Origin of the sequence: Muricoccus vinaceus, from assembly GCF_042433125.1 — a bacterium.
GTDB classification, from domain to species: domain Bacteria; phylum Pseudomonadota; class Alphaproteobacteria; order Acetobacterales; family Acetobacteraceae; genus Roseomonas; species Roseomonas vinacea.
The window spans coordinates 18,568-34,210 of sequence record NZ_JBHLVZ010000010.1 but is presented as its reverse complement, the minus strand read 5'-3'; the positions used below and the strand labels follow the sequence as shown (position 1 = coordinate 34,210).

Annotated in this window: 14 protein-coding genes; 3 read left to right on the top strand and 11 right to left on the bottom strand. The window is 73.1% G+C overall.

All coding sequences use genetic code 11. From position 1 onward, the window contains the following. Positions 1–9 precede the first annotated feature (9 nt). A complete protein-coding gene (locus ACFFIC_RS08525) occupies positions 10–519 on the bottom strand; it encodes a VOC family protein (RefSeq protein ID WP_377049748.1) in 510 nt (169 codons plus the stop codon). A 225-nt stretch (positions 520–744) separates the two neighbouring features. Between ACFFIC_RS08525 and ACFFIC_RS08520 the strand changes: the two genes are divergently transcribed. Beyond that, positions 745–1,497 (top strand): aspartate/glutamate racemase family protein, encoded by a 753-nt coding sequence (locus tag ACFFIC_RS08520; protein WP_377049747.1) that lies wholly within the window; start codon positions 745–747, stop codon positions 1,495–1,497. A 28-nt stretch (positions 1,498–1,525) separates the two neighbouring features. Then, positions 1,526–2,512 carry a Bug family tripartite tricarboxylate transporter substrate binding protein gene (locus tag ACFFIC_RS08515; protein ID WP_377049746.1) on the top strand — a complete coding sequence of 329 codons (987 nt, stop codon included), beginning with the start codon at positions 1,526–1,528 and terminating at the stop codon, positions 2,510–2,512. Positions 2,513–2,525: 13 nt separating this feature from the next. Here the strand turns inward: ACFFIC_RS08515 and ACFFIC_RS08510 are convergent, their stop codons facing one another. Continuing rightward, entirely contained in the window at positions 2,526–3,302 is a 777-nt protein-coding gene (locus ACFFIC_RS08510) for an SH3 domain-containing protein (RefSeq protein ID WP_377049745.1), read from the bottom strand. Between the two features lie 142 nt (positions 3,303–3,444). On the opposite strand from ACFFIC_RS08510, the gene ACFFIC_RS08505 reads away from it, so the two are divergent. After that, on the top strand, positions 3,445–4,104 hold the full coding sequence (locus ACFFIC_RS08505) for a DsbA family oxidoreductase (protein ID WP_377049744.1): 660 nt from the start codon (positions 3,445–3,447) through the stop codon (positions 4,102–4,104). 4 nt (positions 4,105–4,108) lie between these two features. Here ACFFIC_RS08505 and ACFFIC_RS08500 read toward each other — a convergent pair whose 3' ends face one another. The 9 genes from ACFFIC_RS08500 to ACFFIC_RS08460 form a co-directional block, all read right to left on the bottom strand. After that, positions 4,109–5,725: a squalene/phytoene synthase family protein gene (locus ACFFIC_RS08500; RefSeq protein WP_377049743.1), complete on the bottom strand. Its 1,617-nt coding sequence runs from the start codon at positions 5,723–5,725 to the stop codon at positions 4,109–4,111. Beyond that, a complete protein-coding gene (locus ACFFIC_RS08495) occupies positions 5,722–6,816 on the bottom strand; it encodes a glycosyltransferase (RefSeq protein ID WP_377049742.1) in 1,095 nt (364 codons plus the stop codon). The genes ACFFIC_RS08500 and ACFFIC_RS08495 overlap by 4 nt, the downstream gene beginning before the upstream one ends. A gap of 45 nt (positions 6,817–6,861) precedes the next feature. Then, the gene (locus ACFFIC_RS08490) at positions 6,862–7,656 is read right to left on the bottom strand and encodes a lysophospholipid acyltransferase family protein (RefSeq protein ID WP_377049741.1); all 795 of its coding nucleotides are present in this window, start codon (positions 7,654–7,656) and stop codon (positions 6,862–6,864) included. Position 7,657: 1 nt separating this feature from the next. Next, positions 7,658–9,268, bottom strand: coding sequence for a phytoene desaturase family protein (locus ACFFIC_RS08485; protein ID WP_377049740.1), 1,611 nt, complete (start codon positions 9,266–9,268; stop codon positions 7,658–7,660). A 2-nt stretch (positions 9,269–9,270) separates the two neighbouring features. Beyond that, on the bottom strand, positions 9,271–10,818 hold the full coding sequence (gene crtI / locus ACFFIC_RS08480; RefSeq protein ID WP_377049739.1) for a phytoene desaturase family protein: 1,548 nt from the start codon (positions 10,816–10,818) through the stop codon (positions 9,271–9,273). A gap of 115 nt (positions 10,819–10,933) precedes the next feature. Then, on the bottom strand, positions 10,934–12,520 hold the full coding sequence (locus tag ACFFIC_RS08475; protein ID WP_377049738.1) for an acyl-CoA dehydrogenase family protein: 1,587 nt from the start codon (positions 12,518–12,520) through the stop codon (positions 10,934–10,936). Further along, positions 12,517–13,653 (bottom strand): FAD-dependent oxidoreductase, encoded by a 1,137-nt coding sequence (locus ACFFIC_RS08470; protein ID WP_377049737.1) that lies wholly within the window; start codon positions 13,651–13,653, stop codon positions 12,517–12,519. Before ACFFIC_RS08470 ends, ACFFIC_RS08475 begins: the two co-directional genes overlap by 4 nt. 45 nt (positions 13,654–13,698) lie before the next feature. After that, positions 13,699–14,805 carry a DUF3140 domain-containing protein gene (locus ACFFIC_RS08465; protein ID WP_377049736.1) on the bottom strand — a complete coding sequence of 369 codons (1,107 nt, stop codon included), beginning with the start codon at positions 14,803–14,805 and terminating at the stop codon, positions 13,699–13,701. Continuing rightward, positions 14,802–15,635, bottom strand: a complete 834-nt coding sequence (locus ACFFIC_RS08460) for a hypothetical protein (protein ID WP_377049735.1) — start codon at positions 15,633–15,635, stop codon at positions 14,802–14,804. The genes ACFFIC_RS08465 and ACFFIC_RS08460 overlap by 4 nt, the downstream gene beginning before the upstream one ends. Positions 15,636–15,643: the final 8 nt, after the last annotated feature.

Genomic DNA, 15,643 nt, shown 5'->3' with positions numbered 1-15,643 from the left:
CGGGTGCCTTCACGGGAGCTTCGGATAGGTTTGCGGATCGAAGAAGCTGCTGCCGGCGACGTAGCGCCGCCCGTCCGACATGTCCGGCGATCCGCCGGTTTCCGAGGCGCCGTCGAAGGTGAGTTCGAGTTGCACGCCGGAGGGGTCGTAGACGAAGAGCTGCCAGAGGGTGGTGCCGGGCACGAGGAACTCGCGCCAGTCCAGCCCCGCCTCCCGGAAGCGGCCGATGAAGGCGTGGTAGCCGCGGCAGGCGAGCGAGACGTGGTCGATGGCGGCGGTGCCGCTAGGCGCCACGCCCTCGGGGCCCAGCGCCGGCCCGCCGGCATAGACGTGCAGCAGCGCCTGGCCGCCCGGCAGCGGCACCGAGAGCCAGGCGCCGGGATAGCCGAAATCGGGACGGTGCGCTTCCGCGAGGCCGAGCACGCCCTTGTAGAAGGCGAGGGTGGCGGCGAGGTCGCTGGTCTTGACGGCGACGTGGAACAGGCCGGCGACGAAGGGGGTGTCCTGGGAGTCGGGCATCGGGGGCTTCCGTAAAGCGCCCAGCCCAGCGCAACCGGCGTGCCAGGGGAAGGGGCGGTCCGGAACGGCCCGGCGCACGCTTCGCGGTCAGGCAGCGGCAGGAGTGGCGCGATCCTGGGCAGATCGGGCCCGGCGCAGCGGGGATCCCGGCGCGGGAGGTGCCACAGGCGGGCTGGCCCGCCCTATGCTCCTCGGGATACCCACCTCAAGGGCCGGACAGCGACCATGACCTCCCTCCCCCTCTCCCCCCCGCGCCGGCGCGGCGTCGCGCGCGGCGGCCGCGCGCTCTACGGCGCGCCGCTGGGCATCCTGATGCTGGAGGCGCGCTTTCCCCGCATCCACGGGGACATGGGCAATGGCGGCACCTGGTCCTTTCCCGTGCTCTACCGCGTGGTCCGGGGCGCGAGCCCGGAAAAGGTGGTGCTGCAGGGAGCACGCGGCCTCCTGCCCGACTTCCTGGAGGCGGCACGGGACCTCGTGGCGCAGGGGGCGGAGGCCATCACCACCAATTGCGGCTTCCTGTCCGTGTTCCAGCGGGAGATCGCGGCGGAGGTCGGCGTGCCCGTGGCGACCAGCAGCCTGATGCAGGTGCCCTGGGTGCAGGCGCTGCTGCCGCCGGGGCAGCGGGTGGGGCTGGTCACCGTGTCCGGCTCCAGCCTGAGCCCGGCCCATCTGGCGGCGGTGGGGGTGCCGGCGGACATCCCCATGGAGGGCACCGAGAGCGGGCGCGAGTTCTTCCGCGTGCTGATCCGCGCGGAAAAGGAGGACATGGACGTGGACCTGGCGGAGCAGGACGTGGTGGAGGCCGCGCAGCGCCTGGTGGCGCGCCATCCGGAGGTGGGTGCCATCGTGCTGGAATGCACGAACATGCCGCCCTATGCCGCGGCCGTGCAGCGCGCCACCGGGCGGCCGGTCTACGACATCTACGCGATGATCACCTACTTCCACGCGGGCATCCGCCCGCGCGACTTCGCCTGACCTGGCACCGAAGGAAAGGACCCCGCCCATGCTCCGCCGAACCGCGCTTGCCCTCGCGGCGCTCGCCGCCCTTGCCCTGCCAGCCGCGGCGCAGGAGGCGCCCTGGCCGCACCGGCCCATCACGATCATGGGCGGCTTTCCCAACGGCTCGGGCGTGGACATCTACGCGCGCAAGCTGGCGGAGCCGCTGTCGCGCGCACTCGGCGTGCCCGTGGTGGTGGACAACCGCACGGGGGCCGGCGGCAACATCGCCTCCGAATACGTCGCCCGCGCCCGGCCGGACGGCTACACCTTCCTGCTGGCCACGGCCGGCACGCACGCGATCAACGCGACGCTCTACAAGTCCCTGCCCTTCGATCCGCTGCAGGACGTGACGCATGTCGCCATCCTCGGCGACGTGCCCAACGTGCTGCTGGTCAATCCGCAGCACACCCCGGACATCCGGACCTGCCGCGACCTGATCGCGGCGGCCAAGGCGAGGCCGGGCGGGCTGGCCTATGCCTCCACGGGCAACGGGGCCTCCACCCATCTCTCGGCCGTGCAGTTCGCCTCCGCCACGGGGATCGACGTGCTGCACGTGCCCTATCGCGGGCAGGGTCCGGCGATGATCTCCCTGCTGTCGGGGGAATCGGCCTTCTTCTTCAACCAGAGTGGGCCGAGCATCGGGCCGGTGCAGCAGGGCCAGCTACGCGCCCTGGGCGTGACCACGCGGACGCGCCTCGCGCCCCTTCCGGACGTGCCCACGGTCGAGGACGCCTGCGGGCTTCCGGGCTTCGAGAGCAGCACCTGGTACGGGTTGCTGGCGCCGCCGCACCTTCCCTCCCCCATACAGGAGCGCATGGCGCGGGAGGTGGCGCGCATCATCTCGGAGCCGGATTTCGTGACGTGGCTCAAGGACAGCCAGGGCATCACGCCGCCCGCCGATGCCGGGCCGGCGGCGTTCCGGCGCATCCACGAAGCGGATGTGGCGCGCTGGGGGGAGATTGTCCGGCGCTCTGGCGCGCAGGTGGACTGAGCGCCGGCGCGCCCTACTGGGCAACCGCCAGCGTATTGCCCTGCACGGATCCCAGGCTGCCGTGGATCCAGCCCTCCGGCGCGGTATCCCCGACCTGATACCAGCCACCCGGGGCGGTGCCGAAGATGGTGAGCGTGCTTCCCGGGCGCGCCACCCGCAGCACGCCGCCGCCGCCACCGGGCGTGGAGCGGAGGTTGCCGTTCTGGCGCATGACCAGCGTGCCGCCCGCCATGGGGCGCGGGGCGGCCGAGGCCGAGACGAGCTCCGGCGCGGGCGGCGGCGCTTCGCCGACCTGTTCCAGGATCGGCAGGCCCATGGGCAGGGGCGGCGTCGGCTGGCCGACCGGCACGCCTCCGGCGCGCATCGCCGGGCCGCCGCCATCGAAGCAGCGGTTCACCAGCTCCACGTAAACGCGGGTGGCCTCGAGGTTGGTGCGCCCGACGAACTGCTCCACCTCCAGCGCCTCCCCGCCCGTCTTCACCACGGACACGAAGGGAATGAAGATGGCGCCGCCGGAAACAGTGGCCTGCCCGCAAACGGCATAGGTGTTCGGCGCCACCTGGCGGTGCACCTCCACCGCGCGGAAGCGGAGGCCGTCCTGCTCACGGGCGATGCCACGCACGCGCTCCTCCGCCGCGGCGCGGATGCGAGCGCTGCCAGCCGCCGCGCCGGCGCCCTGGGCGTTCGCGGCCAGGGGATTGATGGATTGGCCCTTGGGGGTGTCTTCCCAGCACCCGCCGAGTGCCAGCAGCCCGGCGAGCAGAAATCCCTGACGCAACACGATAGTCACCCACGTTCTTGTCTGCGGCCGAAACGCCTGAGCCGGGCCAGTCGCCGGTTCACGAGCGGGTGAAGGCCCCTGCCGCGTGCTCCGGTGGCCTGACCGGATGAGAAATGGTTGCATCGCCCCGACAGGGCAAGGGAGACGCGCGATGGCGAGGACGGCCGAGGCAACGCTGCTGGTGGTGGTGGACACCGTCTGCCCCTGGTGCTGGGTGGGCAAGCGGCGGCTGGACGCGGCGCTGGCGGTTCTGGCCGGGGAAGGCCTGCGGCTGGCGCGGCAGTGGCACCCCTTCCAGCTCAACCCCGATATGCCCGCGGGCGGGATGCCCCGGGCGGAATACCGCGCGCGGAAGTTCGGCAGCATCGAGCGCGGGCGGGAACTGGACGCGCGGCTGGCGGCGGAGGGCGCGAAGGACGGGCTGCGCTTCGACTTCGAGCGCATCGAACGGACGCCCAACTCGCTCAACAGCCACCGCCTGATCCGGCTCGCCATGGAGGAGGGCGGGGCGGCGCTGGCCGACGCGGCGGCGGAGGCGGTGTTCTCCGCCTATTTCGCGGAAGGGCGGGACATCGGGGACAGCGCGGTGCTGGCCGCGATCGGCGATACGGCGGGGCTGCCGGCGGGCCGCACGGCGTCAATGCTGGCGGGGGACGAATGGGCGGCCGAGGTGAAGCAGGACGCCGCCCGGGCGCGTGGGCTGGGGGGCGTGCCGGCGGTGATCCTGGGGCAACAAGTGATCATCTCCGGCGCCGAGCGGCCGGAGGCGATGCTGGCCGCGATCCGGGCCGGGCTGCGGGACGCCGCCTGACCACCTAGCCCCAGCCGAGCGCCATGGCCGCCAGCCGCGCGCGCTCGGCCGTGCCCAGGCGCGGGCGGAGGCGCGGCGGGTGGAAGCCGCGGGCGATCAGGCGGTCCAGGATGCGGCGGTAGGCCCACATCATCACGCGCGCCGGGCGGAGGGGCCCGGCATTGGCCGAGGTCAGCTCGGCCTCGGCGGCGGCGAAGCCGGCCTCCGCACGCCCGAGCAGGCGGTGGCAGGCCTCGTGCAGGTCGGGGCGGGCGATCAGCTCCTCGGCCGCGGCGTCGGGGCCGAGCCAGGAGAGGGGGATGTAGACGCGGTTCCGCGCCGCGTCCTCGTCGATGTCGCGCAGGATGTTGACGAGTTGCAGCGTGCGGCCAAGGGCGAGGCCGAACTCCACGGCCTCCGGCGCGCCGAAGATGCGCACGGACATGGCGCCGACGCTGCCGGCGACGCGGCGGCAGTAGAGCTCCAGCGCGGCCTCGTCGGGCAGGCGCAGCCGCGCGGCGGCGTCGGTTTCCATGCCCTCGATCATGGCGATGCATTCGGCCTGGGGCAGGTCGAAGCGGGCACGGGCCCAGGCGAGCTCGCGCGAAAGGGCGCAGTCGGGCGCGTCCAGCTTGCGGCGCCAGTCCGCCAGGAAGCGGCGCTTCTCCGCGAAGGGGGCCGCGCCGTCGGCGATGTCGTCCACCGCGCGGCAGAAGGCATAGACGGCGTAGAGCGCCCGGCGGCGCTCCCCGCGCAGGGAGGCCATGCCGCGGGAGAAGGAGGAGCCGGCGCGGGCGACGGCCGCGCGGACGATGGCGGCGTCCGAGGCCGGGCGGGGGGAGGCGAGCAGGGCGGCCACGGTGTCCGCCTTGCTGAGCGCGACGCGCCCGGCCATGGGGTCGGCGGCGCGAAGGCGGGCGAGGAGGCGCCGGGCGCAGCCGATGGTGGTGGCGGATTCCAGCGCCAGGCGGCGGCTGCGGAGGCGGGCGGGAAGGGCGGAGGCGATGTCGAGCAGGGCCTCGCAGCGGTCCAGCAGGGCATCAAGGAGCGCGCGGCGGGGGGCGGGGTCGGTGAAGACGGCCTCCTCGCCCCCGACCTCGTCCATCCATGCGCGAGGGAGATAGATGCGGCCAATCGTCGCGCGGTCCTCGCCCATGTCCTGCAGGTGGTTGAGGACCTGCAGCGCGGTGCAGAGGGCATCGGCGGCGGGGACGGGCCCGGCACCCTCGCCATGGAGGCGGAGCAGGATGCGGCCGACGGGGACGGCCGAATGGGCGCAATAGTCCAGCAGGGCGTCCCAGTCCTCGCAGCCCTCGTTGCGGGAGTCCCGGCGGAAGGCGGTGAGCATGGCGCGGGCCTCGTCCACGCCCGCGCCGCTGGCGCGCAGTGCCGCCGCCTCGGGCACGCCGGGCGCGCCGTCCAGCGCGGCCTCGATGGCGTCCAGGCGGCGGAGCTTCTCGGCCGGGGCGAGGTCGGGGGAATCCGCGATGTCGTCGGACAGGCGGACCACCCGGTAGAAGGCGAGCACGCGGCCGCGCACCGCCGGGGCCAGGAGGCGGGAGGCAACGGGGAAGTTCTCGGAATCCGGGCCGCGCGTGGGGGCGCCCGCCGCGACGCCCGCGGTCATCGCCTCGTCGCTCATGTGCCGTCCGCCGGCCGATAGGCCCTGCCTTTCCAGCCGGCGGGGCGGCCAAGGGCGGAGCGGACCAGGGCGGTCCATTGGATGGCGAGGGCCACGGCGACGGTCACGGGATGCAAGGGGATGGTCCAGAGCGGTTCGCGCACGCGCAAGGTGATGGCGGCGCGGGTGAGGAGGGAGAGGGCCAGGGCAACGATGGCCCAGGGGCTGGGAAGGAGCAGCCAGGGAAGGAGGTGGGGCCCGGCCAGGAGAACGGTCCAGACCGGCAGGCCGGCGGGCGTGGCCATGCCCTCGCGGGCGTTCTTGATGAAGCCGGCCCAGGCCTCGGCGAAGCCCGAATACATCCGGCAACCGGCGAGCCGGCTGCCGTCCACCACCTCGGTCCGGTGCCCGGCTTCCCGGAGGTTGCGCGAGAGGGCCAGGGCGTCGTGCAGGCGGTGGCGGAAGGCGGCGTGGCCGCCCACGGCATCATAGGCGGTGCGCTCGGCCATCAGGAGCTGTCCGCAGGCGGCGGCCATGGCGGGGTGGTTCGTGAAGGCGCGGCCAGCGCCGGGCAGGTAGCCCAGCATCATCAGGTTGATGGCGGGCACCGTGACCCCCTCCCCCACCGTGCCCATGCGCTGGCGGGGGACGCCGGACACGAGGGCGAGGTTGTTGGCACGGGCATGGGCGGCCATGCGGGCGGCGGCGTCCGGGGCCAGGCGCACGTCGGCGTCGATGAACAGGAGGTGGGTGCCGCGGGCCGCCTCGGCGAGGCGGGCGCAGGCGTGGACCTTGCCCGTCCAGCCCGGGGGAAGCGGAGGAGCCCGGAGGAGGCGAAGGCGGGGGTCGGCGGCCGCGCGGGCCGCGGCCTGCTCGGCGGTGCCGTCGGTGGAGCCGTCGTCCATCACCAGCACCTCGATCGCGACGCCCGCGCTGGCGAGCGCGGCGTCCAGGCAGGCGGCGATGTTCGCGGCTTCGTCGCGGGCGGGGACGAGGATGGAGACGAGGGTGCCGGGCGCGGGGGTGCCCTCGGCCCGGCCAAGCAGGACGAGGTTGGCGGCCGTCATGCTGGCGGGGAAGGTGGCGATGAGGAGGGCGAGGATGTCGATCACGGCACATCCCCCCTGTCGGCTGCTTCTGGCGTCACGCGGGGGAGTTTACCCGGATTTTGCGTCGCGCACATGCCGGGGGTCGAAGCGCCGGCCCCGGGCCAGGGCGCGGGCGCGGCGCCACAGGTCGTAGAGGCCGCCCATGCCCTCCGCGCCCTCGGCCACCACATCGAAGCGGGTGGCATCGCGGGTCAGGGCTTCGGCGGTCAGGCGGTCCATGGTGGCGGTCAGGGCATCGCGCAGCGCCCCTTCCCGCGCGTCGCGGTCGAGCGCCAGGAGGTCGCGGGCCTCCATCGGGGGGCCGAAGGCGGCGAGCATCTCGGGGCGGCTCTCGGTCCAGAAGACGTAGTCGAGGGCGAGCGGGAGGATGATGGCCCCGGGCGCGATCTCGGGCAGGCGGGTCACGCCGGGGACGATGGCGACGGGGCGCTCGCGCACGTCCTGGAAACGGCCGGGAACGTTCATCCAGAGCATGGCGCGGGGCGCCACCAGGACTTCGGTGGCGGTTCGGAGAAAGGCGGCCGCGCCCCGCGCGCCGGGCTCGATCCCGAAAACGCCGAGCCGGCGCATGAAGCGGTACTTGCGCAGGGCCTCCGCCGCCATGGGGATGAAGACGTGGCGGGACGGGAAAAGGCGCGCGGCCAGCAGCATAAAGGCCACGCCGTCCCACCAGGACGGGTGGTTGGCCAGCACGATCAGCGGGCGGCCGCGATGCTCCTGCGGAATGCCCCAGGGCGGCACGCGCAGCGCGCCCATGCTCCGACGGAAATGCCGCGAGAAGACGACGTGGAAAAAGGCGAAGAGCCGCGCGTCCCTGAGCGTGACGGGCGACGGCTCGGCCATCCTATTCGGCCGCCGGCGCCATCTGGCGGGCCAGAAGGGCATCGCGCGTGCCGGCGCGCTCGGCCTCGGGGGACATGCCGCGCCCGCCCATGTCCTGGTCCAGCGCGTCGGCCGCGATCCAGCCGGACATCATCACCATCGGCATGCCTGGCCCGGGATGGGCCGCGCCGCCGGCGAGGTAGAGGCCCTTCACCTGGCGGGAGCGGTTGCCGGGCTTGAAGGCACCCAGGAAGGCGCCGTGGGAGGCCAGGCCGTAGATGGCGCCGTCCAGCACCTTGTAGCGCTCGTGGATGTCCTGCGGCGTCAGCGCCCGCTCCACGACGATGCGCTCCTCGATGTCCTCCATGCCCGCGGTGCGCTTGAGCTTGTCCAGGATCACCTGCCGGTATTCGGGCAGCATCTTCGACCAGTCCTGCCCGGGGCGGAGATGCGGGGTGTGCACGAGGACGTAGAGCGCCTCGCCGCCATCGGGCGCGACGGAGGGGTCCGTGCCCGAGGGTGCGGCAAGGTAGGCGGTGGGATCGGGCGCGGGGATGCCCTTCTTGTAGATGGCGTCGAACTCCTCCTCCGCATCGCGCGAGAAGACGAAGTCGTGGTGGCCGAGATGATCGTAGCGCTTGTTGAGGCCGAGATAGAGCACCACGCCGGAGCAGGCGGGCTTGTAGCCCTTCTTCTCGTACTTCCTGCCGGTCTTGCCGCCAACCAGCTCCTTGTAGGTGCGGATGGCGTCCATGTTGGAGATCACGGCATCGAAGGGGATGATCTCGCCCTTGGCGACCACGCCGGCGATGCGGGTGCCGTTGTCGCGCAGGTCGAGGCCGGTGACCTCGGTGGAGGGGCGGAGCTCAGCGCCGAGGCGCTCGGCGAGCTTGGCCAGCCCTTCCGCCACCGCGCGCGTGCCGCCCACGGGGTACCAGATGCCCTCGCTCGCCTGCATGTCGCCGATGCCGCAGATGACGGCAGGGGCGAGATAGGGGGAGGAGCCGACATACTGGGTGTAGTGGTCCAGCATCTGGGCGAGGCGGGCGTCGGGCACGTGGCCGCGGATGACCTTGGCCACCGTCTTGCCCATGCGCAGCGCCATCACGTCCTTCAGCGTGTTGGCCTGCATATTGGACTTGAAGTCGATCGTGTCCGTCAGGTCCTCCACGGACTTCCAGAAGAAGAAGCCCTCGGAGATGCGGTGCAGGTTCTCGGATTCGCGCTGGAAGGCGCGGTAGCCCTCGCCGTTGCCGGGGGCGAAGCTCTCCATCTCGCGCGCCATGGCATCGACGTTCTCGGACAGGTCGATCCGCGTGCCGTCCTCGAAGAAGCAGCGCCACTGGGGGTCGAGGCGGATCAGCGGCAGGTCGCGCGCCTGCTCGCGCCCGGCCTCGGCGAAGATCCGGCGGAGCACGCGGGGCACGGTGAGGATGGTCGGGCCCATGTCGAAGCGGAAGGTGCCGCCGTTGCGGCCCGCGGGCGTCGCGGGGGCTTCGAGGTTCAGCACGGCGGCCTTGCCGCCCAGCCACTCGTTCTTGTCGAACAGGGTTACCTGATGGCCGCGCGCCTGCGCCACGCAGGCCGCCGCGAGGCCGCCGAGACCCCCACCGATGACGGCTACCTTGGCCATGCTCAGATCCTCGTGGAAACGGGTGCGCGGCCGAGGTCGCGCAACAGGAGGTCGGCGCTGATCCGCGCGCCCTCATAGATCACCGGCAGACCGGAGCCCGGATGCGTGCCGCCGCCCACGAGGTAGAGCCCCTTGGTGTCGCCGAACCGGTTGCCGGGCCTGAACATCAGCATCTGGCGGAGATCATGCGCGAGATTGAAGGTGGCGCCATAACCCACGGCATATTCGTCGCGCCAGTCGCGCGGCGTCACCACGCGCTCGTAGCGGATGCGGGATTCGATGTCGGGCACGCCCAGGCCGCGCAGTCGGTCGAGCGCGAGCTTGCGGTAGCGGGCGGTGTCGGCCTCCGTCCACTCGTGGCCATGCGTCAGGTTGGGCACGGGAACGAGGACGTAGAGGCTGGCATGTCCGGGCGGGGCCATGGTCGCGTCGGTGGCGTTGGGATGGTGGAGGTAGAGGGAGGGCGTTTGCGGCACGATGCCCTCCTCGATCTCCTGGATGTTCCGCTGGTATTCCTCGGACAGCAGGATCGAGTGGTGGGCGAGGTCGGGCAGCTCGCCCTCCACGCCGAGGTAGAGCATGAAGGTGGAGCAGGAATAGCGCGCCTGCCCGATCCGCTTGTCCGACCACTTCCGGCGGATCGCGTCCGGCACCAGCCGCGGCATGGCATGGGCGAAGTCGCCGTTCAGCACCACCGAATCCGCGGGGATCACCGCGCCGCCGGCCTCCACTCCCGTGGCGCGGTCACCATCGAAGGTGATGCGGTCCACCGGGGTGTTCAGGCGGAACTCGACGCCGAGGTCGGCGGCCACGCGCGCCATGGCGGTGGCCACGCTGCCGCAGCCGCCGCGCGGGTGGAACACGCCGTGCTCGTATTCGAGGAAGGACAGGATGGTGAAGAGGCTGGGGCAGCGGAACGGGCTCATCCCCAGGTATTTCGACTGGAAGGAGAAGGCCAGGCGCGTGCGCGGGTCGCGGAAGTGGCGGCGGAGGTCGGCATCCACCGAGCGGCCCGGCTTGAGCAGCGGCAGGGCGCGCAGCATGTCCGGCGCCATCAGGTCGGTCGCCTTGGTGAAGGCGCGCTCCAGCACGGGGCGGAAGGCCGCGAGCTTGCGGCGGTTCTCCTCCATGAAGGGGCGCACGCCAGCGGCGTCGCGCGGGTCGATCTTGGCGACCTGCGCCTCCATGCGGGCCAGGTCGGGCGTGGCGTCGACGGTGACGTTGCCGGCCGCCGCCTCGAAGACCAGGCGATATTGCGGGTCGAGGCGGATCAGCTCCACCTCCTCCTCCAGCTTGGTGCCGCATTCCGCGAAGATCTCGCCGAGAATTCGGGGATAGAGGAAGAAGGTGGGGCCGAGGTCGAACCGGTAGCCAGCTTCCGTTTCGAGCGTGCGGCTACGGCCGCCGACCACGCGATCCTTTTCCAGGACCGTCACGCGCAGCCCGCGCGAGGCGAGGAGCATGGCCGAAGCGAGGCCGCCCGGCCCGGCCCCGATGATCACGGCATGCGGCCGCTCAGGTCGCAGTGAGGGGCGGCTCAGGGCGTTCATCGGACTCCGGCGGGCAGGGACTGCCAGGATGTTTGCGTGGATCGCGGAGGCGCAAGGGTGCGGCGGCACAGGAATGCCCGCCTTTGTGCGGGCGTGATGGGCGGGCGGGCCGCGTTCATGCCGGCGCCAGCGCCTCGGCCAGGCGGGCTTCCGCCCGGGGAAGCAGGCGGCGGAGGAAGAACCCGGCATCGGCCTCGAGCGCCGGCTCGGCCGCCGCGGCCCGGGCCAGCCAGGCTCCGCCGAGCACCCAGCCGGCGGCATCCAGGAAGGGCGCGGCGGCGGCGCCCGCTTCATCGGGCGAGGCGGTGGAAAGGCGTTCGGCCGCGCGGGCCAGGGCTTCGGCCGGGGCGCGGAGGGCGGGATCGGCGGCGCCGGCTTCCTCCGCCAGGGCCAGGAAGTCCGGCAGGGCCCGGGGCAGCTTGCGGAGCAGGAGGTCCATGGCCTGGATGCCATTGGTGCCCTCGTAGATCGGCGCGATGCGGGCATCGCGCCAGATCTGGGCGGCGCCGGAATCCTCGACATAGCCGGCGCCGCCATGGACCTGGATGCCGATGCCCGCCACCTCCACCCCGCGATCGGTGCACCAGGCCTTCACGATGGGCGTCAGCAGGGCAAGGCGGGCTTCGGCGCCGGGCTCGCCGGCCCTGGCGCGGTCGATGCAGATGGCGGCGTCGAGCGAGAGAAGGCGTGCGGCCTGCGTCACGGCGCGCATCTCGGACAGCATGCGCGCCACATCCGGGTACTCCGCGATGGGGCGGCCGCCCTGCACGCGGTCGGCGGCATACGCCTCGGCCAGAAGGGTGGCGCGGGCGCATTGCCCCACCCCTTCCACCCCCACGGCGAGGCGGGCGGCGTTCATCATGGAGAACATGGCGGCCAGGCCCCGGTGGGGCTCGCCGACCAGCTCGGCCTCGGCCTCATCGAAGATCATGGTGCAGGTCGGGCAGGCGTGGATGCCGGGCTTGCGCTCGATGCCGCCGCAGCGGAGGGCGTTGCGGCGGCCGTCGGGCAGAACCTTCGGGCAGGCGAAGAGAGAAATGCCGCGCGAGCCCGGCGGGGCCTCCGGCAGGCGGGCGAGGACGAGGTGGAGGGTGTTCTCCGCCAGGTCGTTCTCGCCCCAGGTGATATAGATCTTGCTGCCGGTGATCCGGTATCCCCCCTGCCCGTCCGGCACGGCGCGGGTGCGGATCGCCGAAAGATCGCTGCCCGCCTGGGGCTCGGTCAGGCACATGGTGCCGTTCCAGGCGGCGGAGACCAGCGGCGGCAGCAGGCGCCCGGCCTGCTCGGGGGTGGCGTGGTGGCACAGGAGCTCGATGGCGCCCGCGCTCAGCATGGGCATCAGCGCGAAGGCCATGTCGGCCGAGGTGGCCAGCTCGAACACCGCCGTCTGCAGGGCGTGGGGCAGGCCCTGGCCGCCATGCACCTCCGGGGCGGCGATGCCCTGCCAGCCGGCGGCGCGCCATTCCTCCAGCAGGGGGCGATAATGCGCGGGCGTGCGGACGACGCCGTTCTCCAGGGCGCAGCCCGCGCGGTCGGCCTCCAGGCGGCCGGGGGAGATGCGCTCCTCGGCGAAGCGGGCGGCTTCCTCCAGGATGGCAGCGATGTCCCCGGCCTCAAGCGGGGTGCCGAGGCGCGCGGAAAGCGCGGGCAGGTCGTGCAGGCGGGTGAGGGCCAGGGCCAGGGCTTCGGCGGCGGGCATCATGCGGCGGCATCCCATGCCCTGGCGGATTCTCCCGCCGCCCAGGCGGGGAGAGCCGCCATGCGCGCGGGATCGTCCAGCGCGGCGGCAACGGCGCGGCCCAGGGCGGGGGCGAACTTGAAGCCGTGCCCGGAGAAGCCGCTCATCACGACGCAGCGGTCCGACAGCGGTTCCACGACAAAGCGCTCGGCCTCCGCCACGTCGTAATAGCAGGCGCGGGCCCCCGTGACGCGGTAGGCGGCGCCGTCGCGCAGCCGCGGCAGGGCGAGAGCGAGGATGGCGTCGCGCTCCTCCGCCGTCACGTCGCGGGGGTCATCGGCATCGCCCCGGCAGGAGAAGCGGTGGTCGCCAATTTTGAGCCCCGTGCCGGCCACGGCAGGCACGGCGTAGAAGCCGCCGCTTGCCGAAAGGTCCAGCACCATGGGAGCCCTCGACCAAGCCTCGCGCTGTTCGGGCGGGGGTTCAAGGTAGACGACGACCTGGCGGGAGGGGGTGACGCGGGCGGCGAGACCAGGCAGCAGGCGTGGTGCCCAGGGACCGGCGGCGACCACCAAGCGGTCCGCCTCGGTCATCGTGCCGTCGGACAGGCGAAGGCGGGCACGGGCGGGATCGACGGCGGTCGCGCGGCCCCGGAGAAAAGTGGCGCCGCGGCACCGGAGGTGCCGTGCGAGGCCGGCCACGATGCGGCGCGCGAGAAGCACGCCACCCCGCGGCATGTGGAAGCCTTCCGTGAGCCCCTGGGCACGGAGCCAGGGGAAGCGGGCCTCCAGAGCCTGCGGGGACAGGTCCTCAAGCACGAGCGCGTGGCCACGGAGTGCCCGGCGACTGGCGGCGAACCAGTCCGTGTTGGGCGCCGTGCCGCCGGCCAGGGCCAGAACGCCTGTCTCGGCATAGGGACGCTCCCCGATGGCCTCGAACAGGGCATCCCAGGCGGCGTAGGCCTCGTCCACCATGCGCATGTAGCCGGTGGCGGCACCATAGGCGTGGCGGATCAGGCGGTGGTCATCCACCGAGGCGCCGCGCGGATTGGGAATGGCATCCTGCTCGACCACCGTCACGCGGTGGCCGGCGGCATCCAGTGCCCAGGCCGCGGAGAGGCCCATGATCCCGGCCCCGAGGACAAGCGCGCGTTCCATCGGGTCATCTTGCGCCGCCCGCCCGCGCGGTGGAACCCGGGGATCTCAGGAGCGGCGGCTGGGGGGCTTGCGGGGCGCGGGCTTGCGCGGCGGGGTCTTGCGGGACGCGGGCTTCGCGGCACCCGCCTTCGTCGCCGCCGGCTTTCCGGCCTGGGACTTCCGGGCGGCCGGCGCCTTGGCCGGAGCCGGGCGGGTGCGGGGCTTGGCGGCGGTGCGGCTCGCGCCCGCCCTCGTTGCCTGAGCCGGAGCCTTGGCAACGGCGCGCGGCTTGGCCGCCGGACGGGCGGGCGCGGCGACTTTCGCCGCGCGGCGCGCAGGGGCCTTGGTGGCGCGGGCCGCCGCGGTCCTGGTGGCGCTCCGCTTGGCCGCACCAGTTTTCGATGTGCCGGTCCTGGATGTGCCGGTCCTGGATGTGCCGGTTTTGGGCGCACTGATCTTGGACGCACCGGTCTTGGATGCGGCGGCGCGGGCCGCGCCCGGCTTGGCGGCGCCGCGCTTCGCGGGGGCGACCGCGGCACGGCGGGCCGGAGCCTTGGCCGCCGTGCCGGCGACGGGCTTCGCGGCGGTGCGGCGCGATCCCGTGGTCCTGGCTTCTTCGGCCTTGCGCGCGGCCGGCGCCTTGGCGGCGGCGCGGGAAGCGGGCTTCGCGGTGGGCCCGGATGCCGCACGGCGCGCGGGCGTCTTGCGGGCGGCCGTTTTCCGCGCGGCCGTTTCCCGCGCCACAGGCTGGCGGACGGCAGGCTTGCGGGCGGCGCGCTTGCGGGCGGGAGCGGGGCTGGCTTCGGGCGCGGCATCCTGGCGGGCGCCCGGGCCCTTCATGGGGTCGTGGCCCCAGTTCATCAGGCTGTAGCGCCAGCGGGAGTGCGCGATGTCCTCCTGCGGACCCTGCGCCATGTGGCGGTGAACATAGCCGACCACCTTGCGCATATGGGCGACATCCTCCTCCGACGGCTCGCCGGGCGGGTTCTCCAGCAGGCGAAGGATGTGTTGACCCATCTCGTGGCCGACGGACTCGGATTCACCCTCGTGCACGAAGCCGACGGCGCGGCTCTCCTCGGTGTCGAGCCAGTCCCTGAGGGTGGAGGGATCCATGTTCACCGCCGCGCGGAAGTCGCGGAGGACCTGCTGCGGATCGGGGCTGTGGTCGCTCACTTGGTCTTTCCCTTGGCTTGGGCCTTGGTGGCGGGGGAGGCCTTGCGGCGCGCGGCCGGGGTGGCGCGGGCGGACGCCTTGGCGGCGGGCTTGCGCGGCGTGGCGGCAGGCTTACGGCCGGCGGCGGGCTTGGCGGTGGCGGTCTTTCGCGCGCGGCTGGTGGCCGTGGGCGCCGGCTTGCGTGCTGCCGGCGACTTCGATGCAGGCTTGGGTGCAGCAGCGGCCTTGCGCGGCTTCGCGGCGGCCTCGGCCTTCGGCGCAGCGGCTTTGCGTGCGGGGGCCTTCCGCGCCGCCGGCGCACGGACCGCGGCGGGAGCCTTCCTTGCGGCCGGCTTCGTGGCGACGGGCTTCTTCGCAACAGTTTTCTTCGCGGCGGCGTCCGTGCCCGTCTTGCGCGTGGAGGATGCGGCCTTCGCAGGCGCCGCGCGCCCGGTGTCGCGTGCCTTCGCGGTCTTGCGCGCGACATCGGCGGGTTGGCGGGAAAACTGCTTGCCCTCCGCGCTGTCACGCCGCTTCGCGGCCGTGCTGCGGGCGTATTCGGACTCGCTCAGGGACTCGCGCGCCTTCTTCGGCAGGTAGCGCTCGCCCGTCTTGCCGCTCTCCTTGCCGGACTTGGTGCCCCACTCCTCCTTGGTCCATTGGGAAAGGTGGTTCTCCGCGCTCTTGCCGCCCTCGTAGCCGCCACCGGCCTTCTTGTATTCGGCCACGGCAAGCTGCGCCTTGCGCGCGGACCATTCGCCGGGATCGCCGCCCTTGCTGCCGCGCGTGACACGCGCCTTCACCTTGTCCCAGAGCTTGGGGTCGGTCTTGCGGGCCGTGCCGGATGCCATGGTTGAAA

Coding starts and splice junctions, on each gene's coding strand:
- crtI (WP_377049739.1), bottom strand. CDS start 10,818: ATGAACGCCCTGAGCCGCCCCTCACTGCGACCTGAGCGGCCGCATGCC.
- ACFFIC_RS08505 (WP_377049744.1), top strand. CDS start 3,445: ATGGCGAGGACGGCCGAGGCAACGCTGCTGGTGGTGGTGGACACCGTC.
- ACFFIC_RS08515 (WP_377049746.1), top strand. CDS start 1,526: ATGCTCCGCCGAACCGCGCTTGCCCTCGCGGCGCTCGCCGCCCTTGCC.
- ACFFIC_RS08460 (WP_377049735.1), bottom strand. CDS start 15,635: ATGGCATCCGGCACGGCCCGCAAGACCGACCCCAAGCTCTGGGACAAG.
- ACFFIC_RS08490 (WP_377049741.1), bottom strand. CDS start 7,656: ATGGCCGAGCCGTCGCCCGTCACGCTCAGGGACGCGCGGCTCTTCGCC.
- ACFFIC_RS08485 (WP_377049740.1), bottom strand. CDS start 9,268: ATGGCCAAGGTAGCCGTCATCGGTGGGGGTCTCGGCGGCCTCGCGGCG.
- ACFFIC_RS08520 (WP_377049747.1), top strand. CDS start 745: ATGACCTCCCTCCCCCTCTCCCCCCCGCGCCGGCGCGGCGTCGCGCGC.
- ACFFIC_RS08475 (WP_377049738.1), bottom strand. CDS start 12,520: ATGATGCCCGCCGCCGAAGCCCTGGCCCTGGCCCTCACCCGCCTGCAC.
- ACFFIC_RS08525 (WP_377049748.1), bottom strand. CDS start 519: ATGCCCGACTCCCAGGACACCCCCTTCGTCGCCGGCCTGTTCCACGTC.
- ACFFIC_RS08470 (WP_377049737.1), bottom strand. CDS start 13,653: ATGGAACGCGCGCTTGTCCTCGGGGCCGGGATCATGGGCCTCTCCGCG.
- ACFFIC_RS08500 (WP_377049743.1), bottom strand. CDS start 5,725: ATGAGCGACGAGGCGATGACCGCGGGCGTCGCGGCGGGCGCCCCCACG.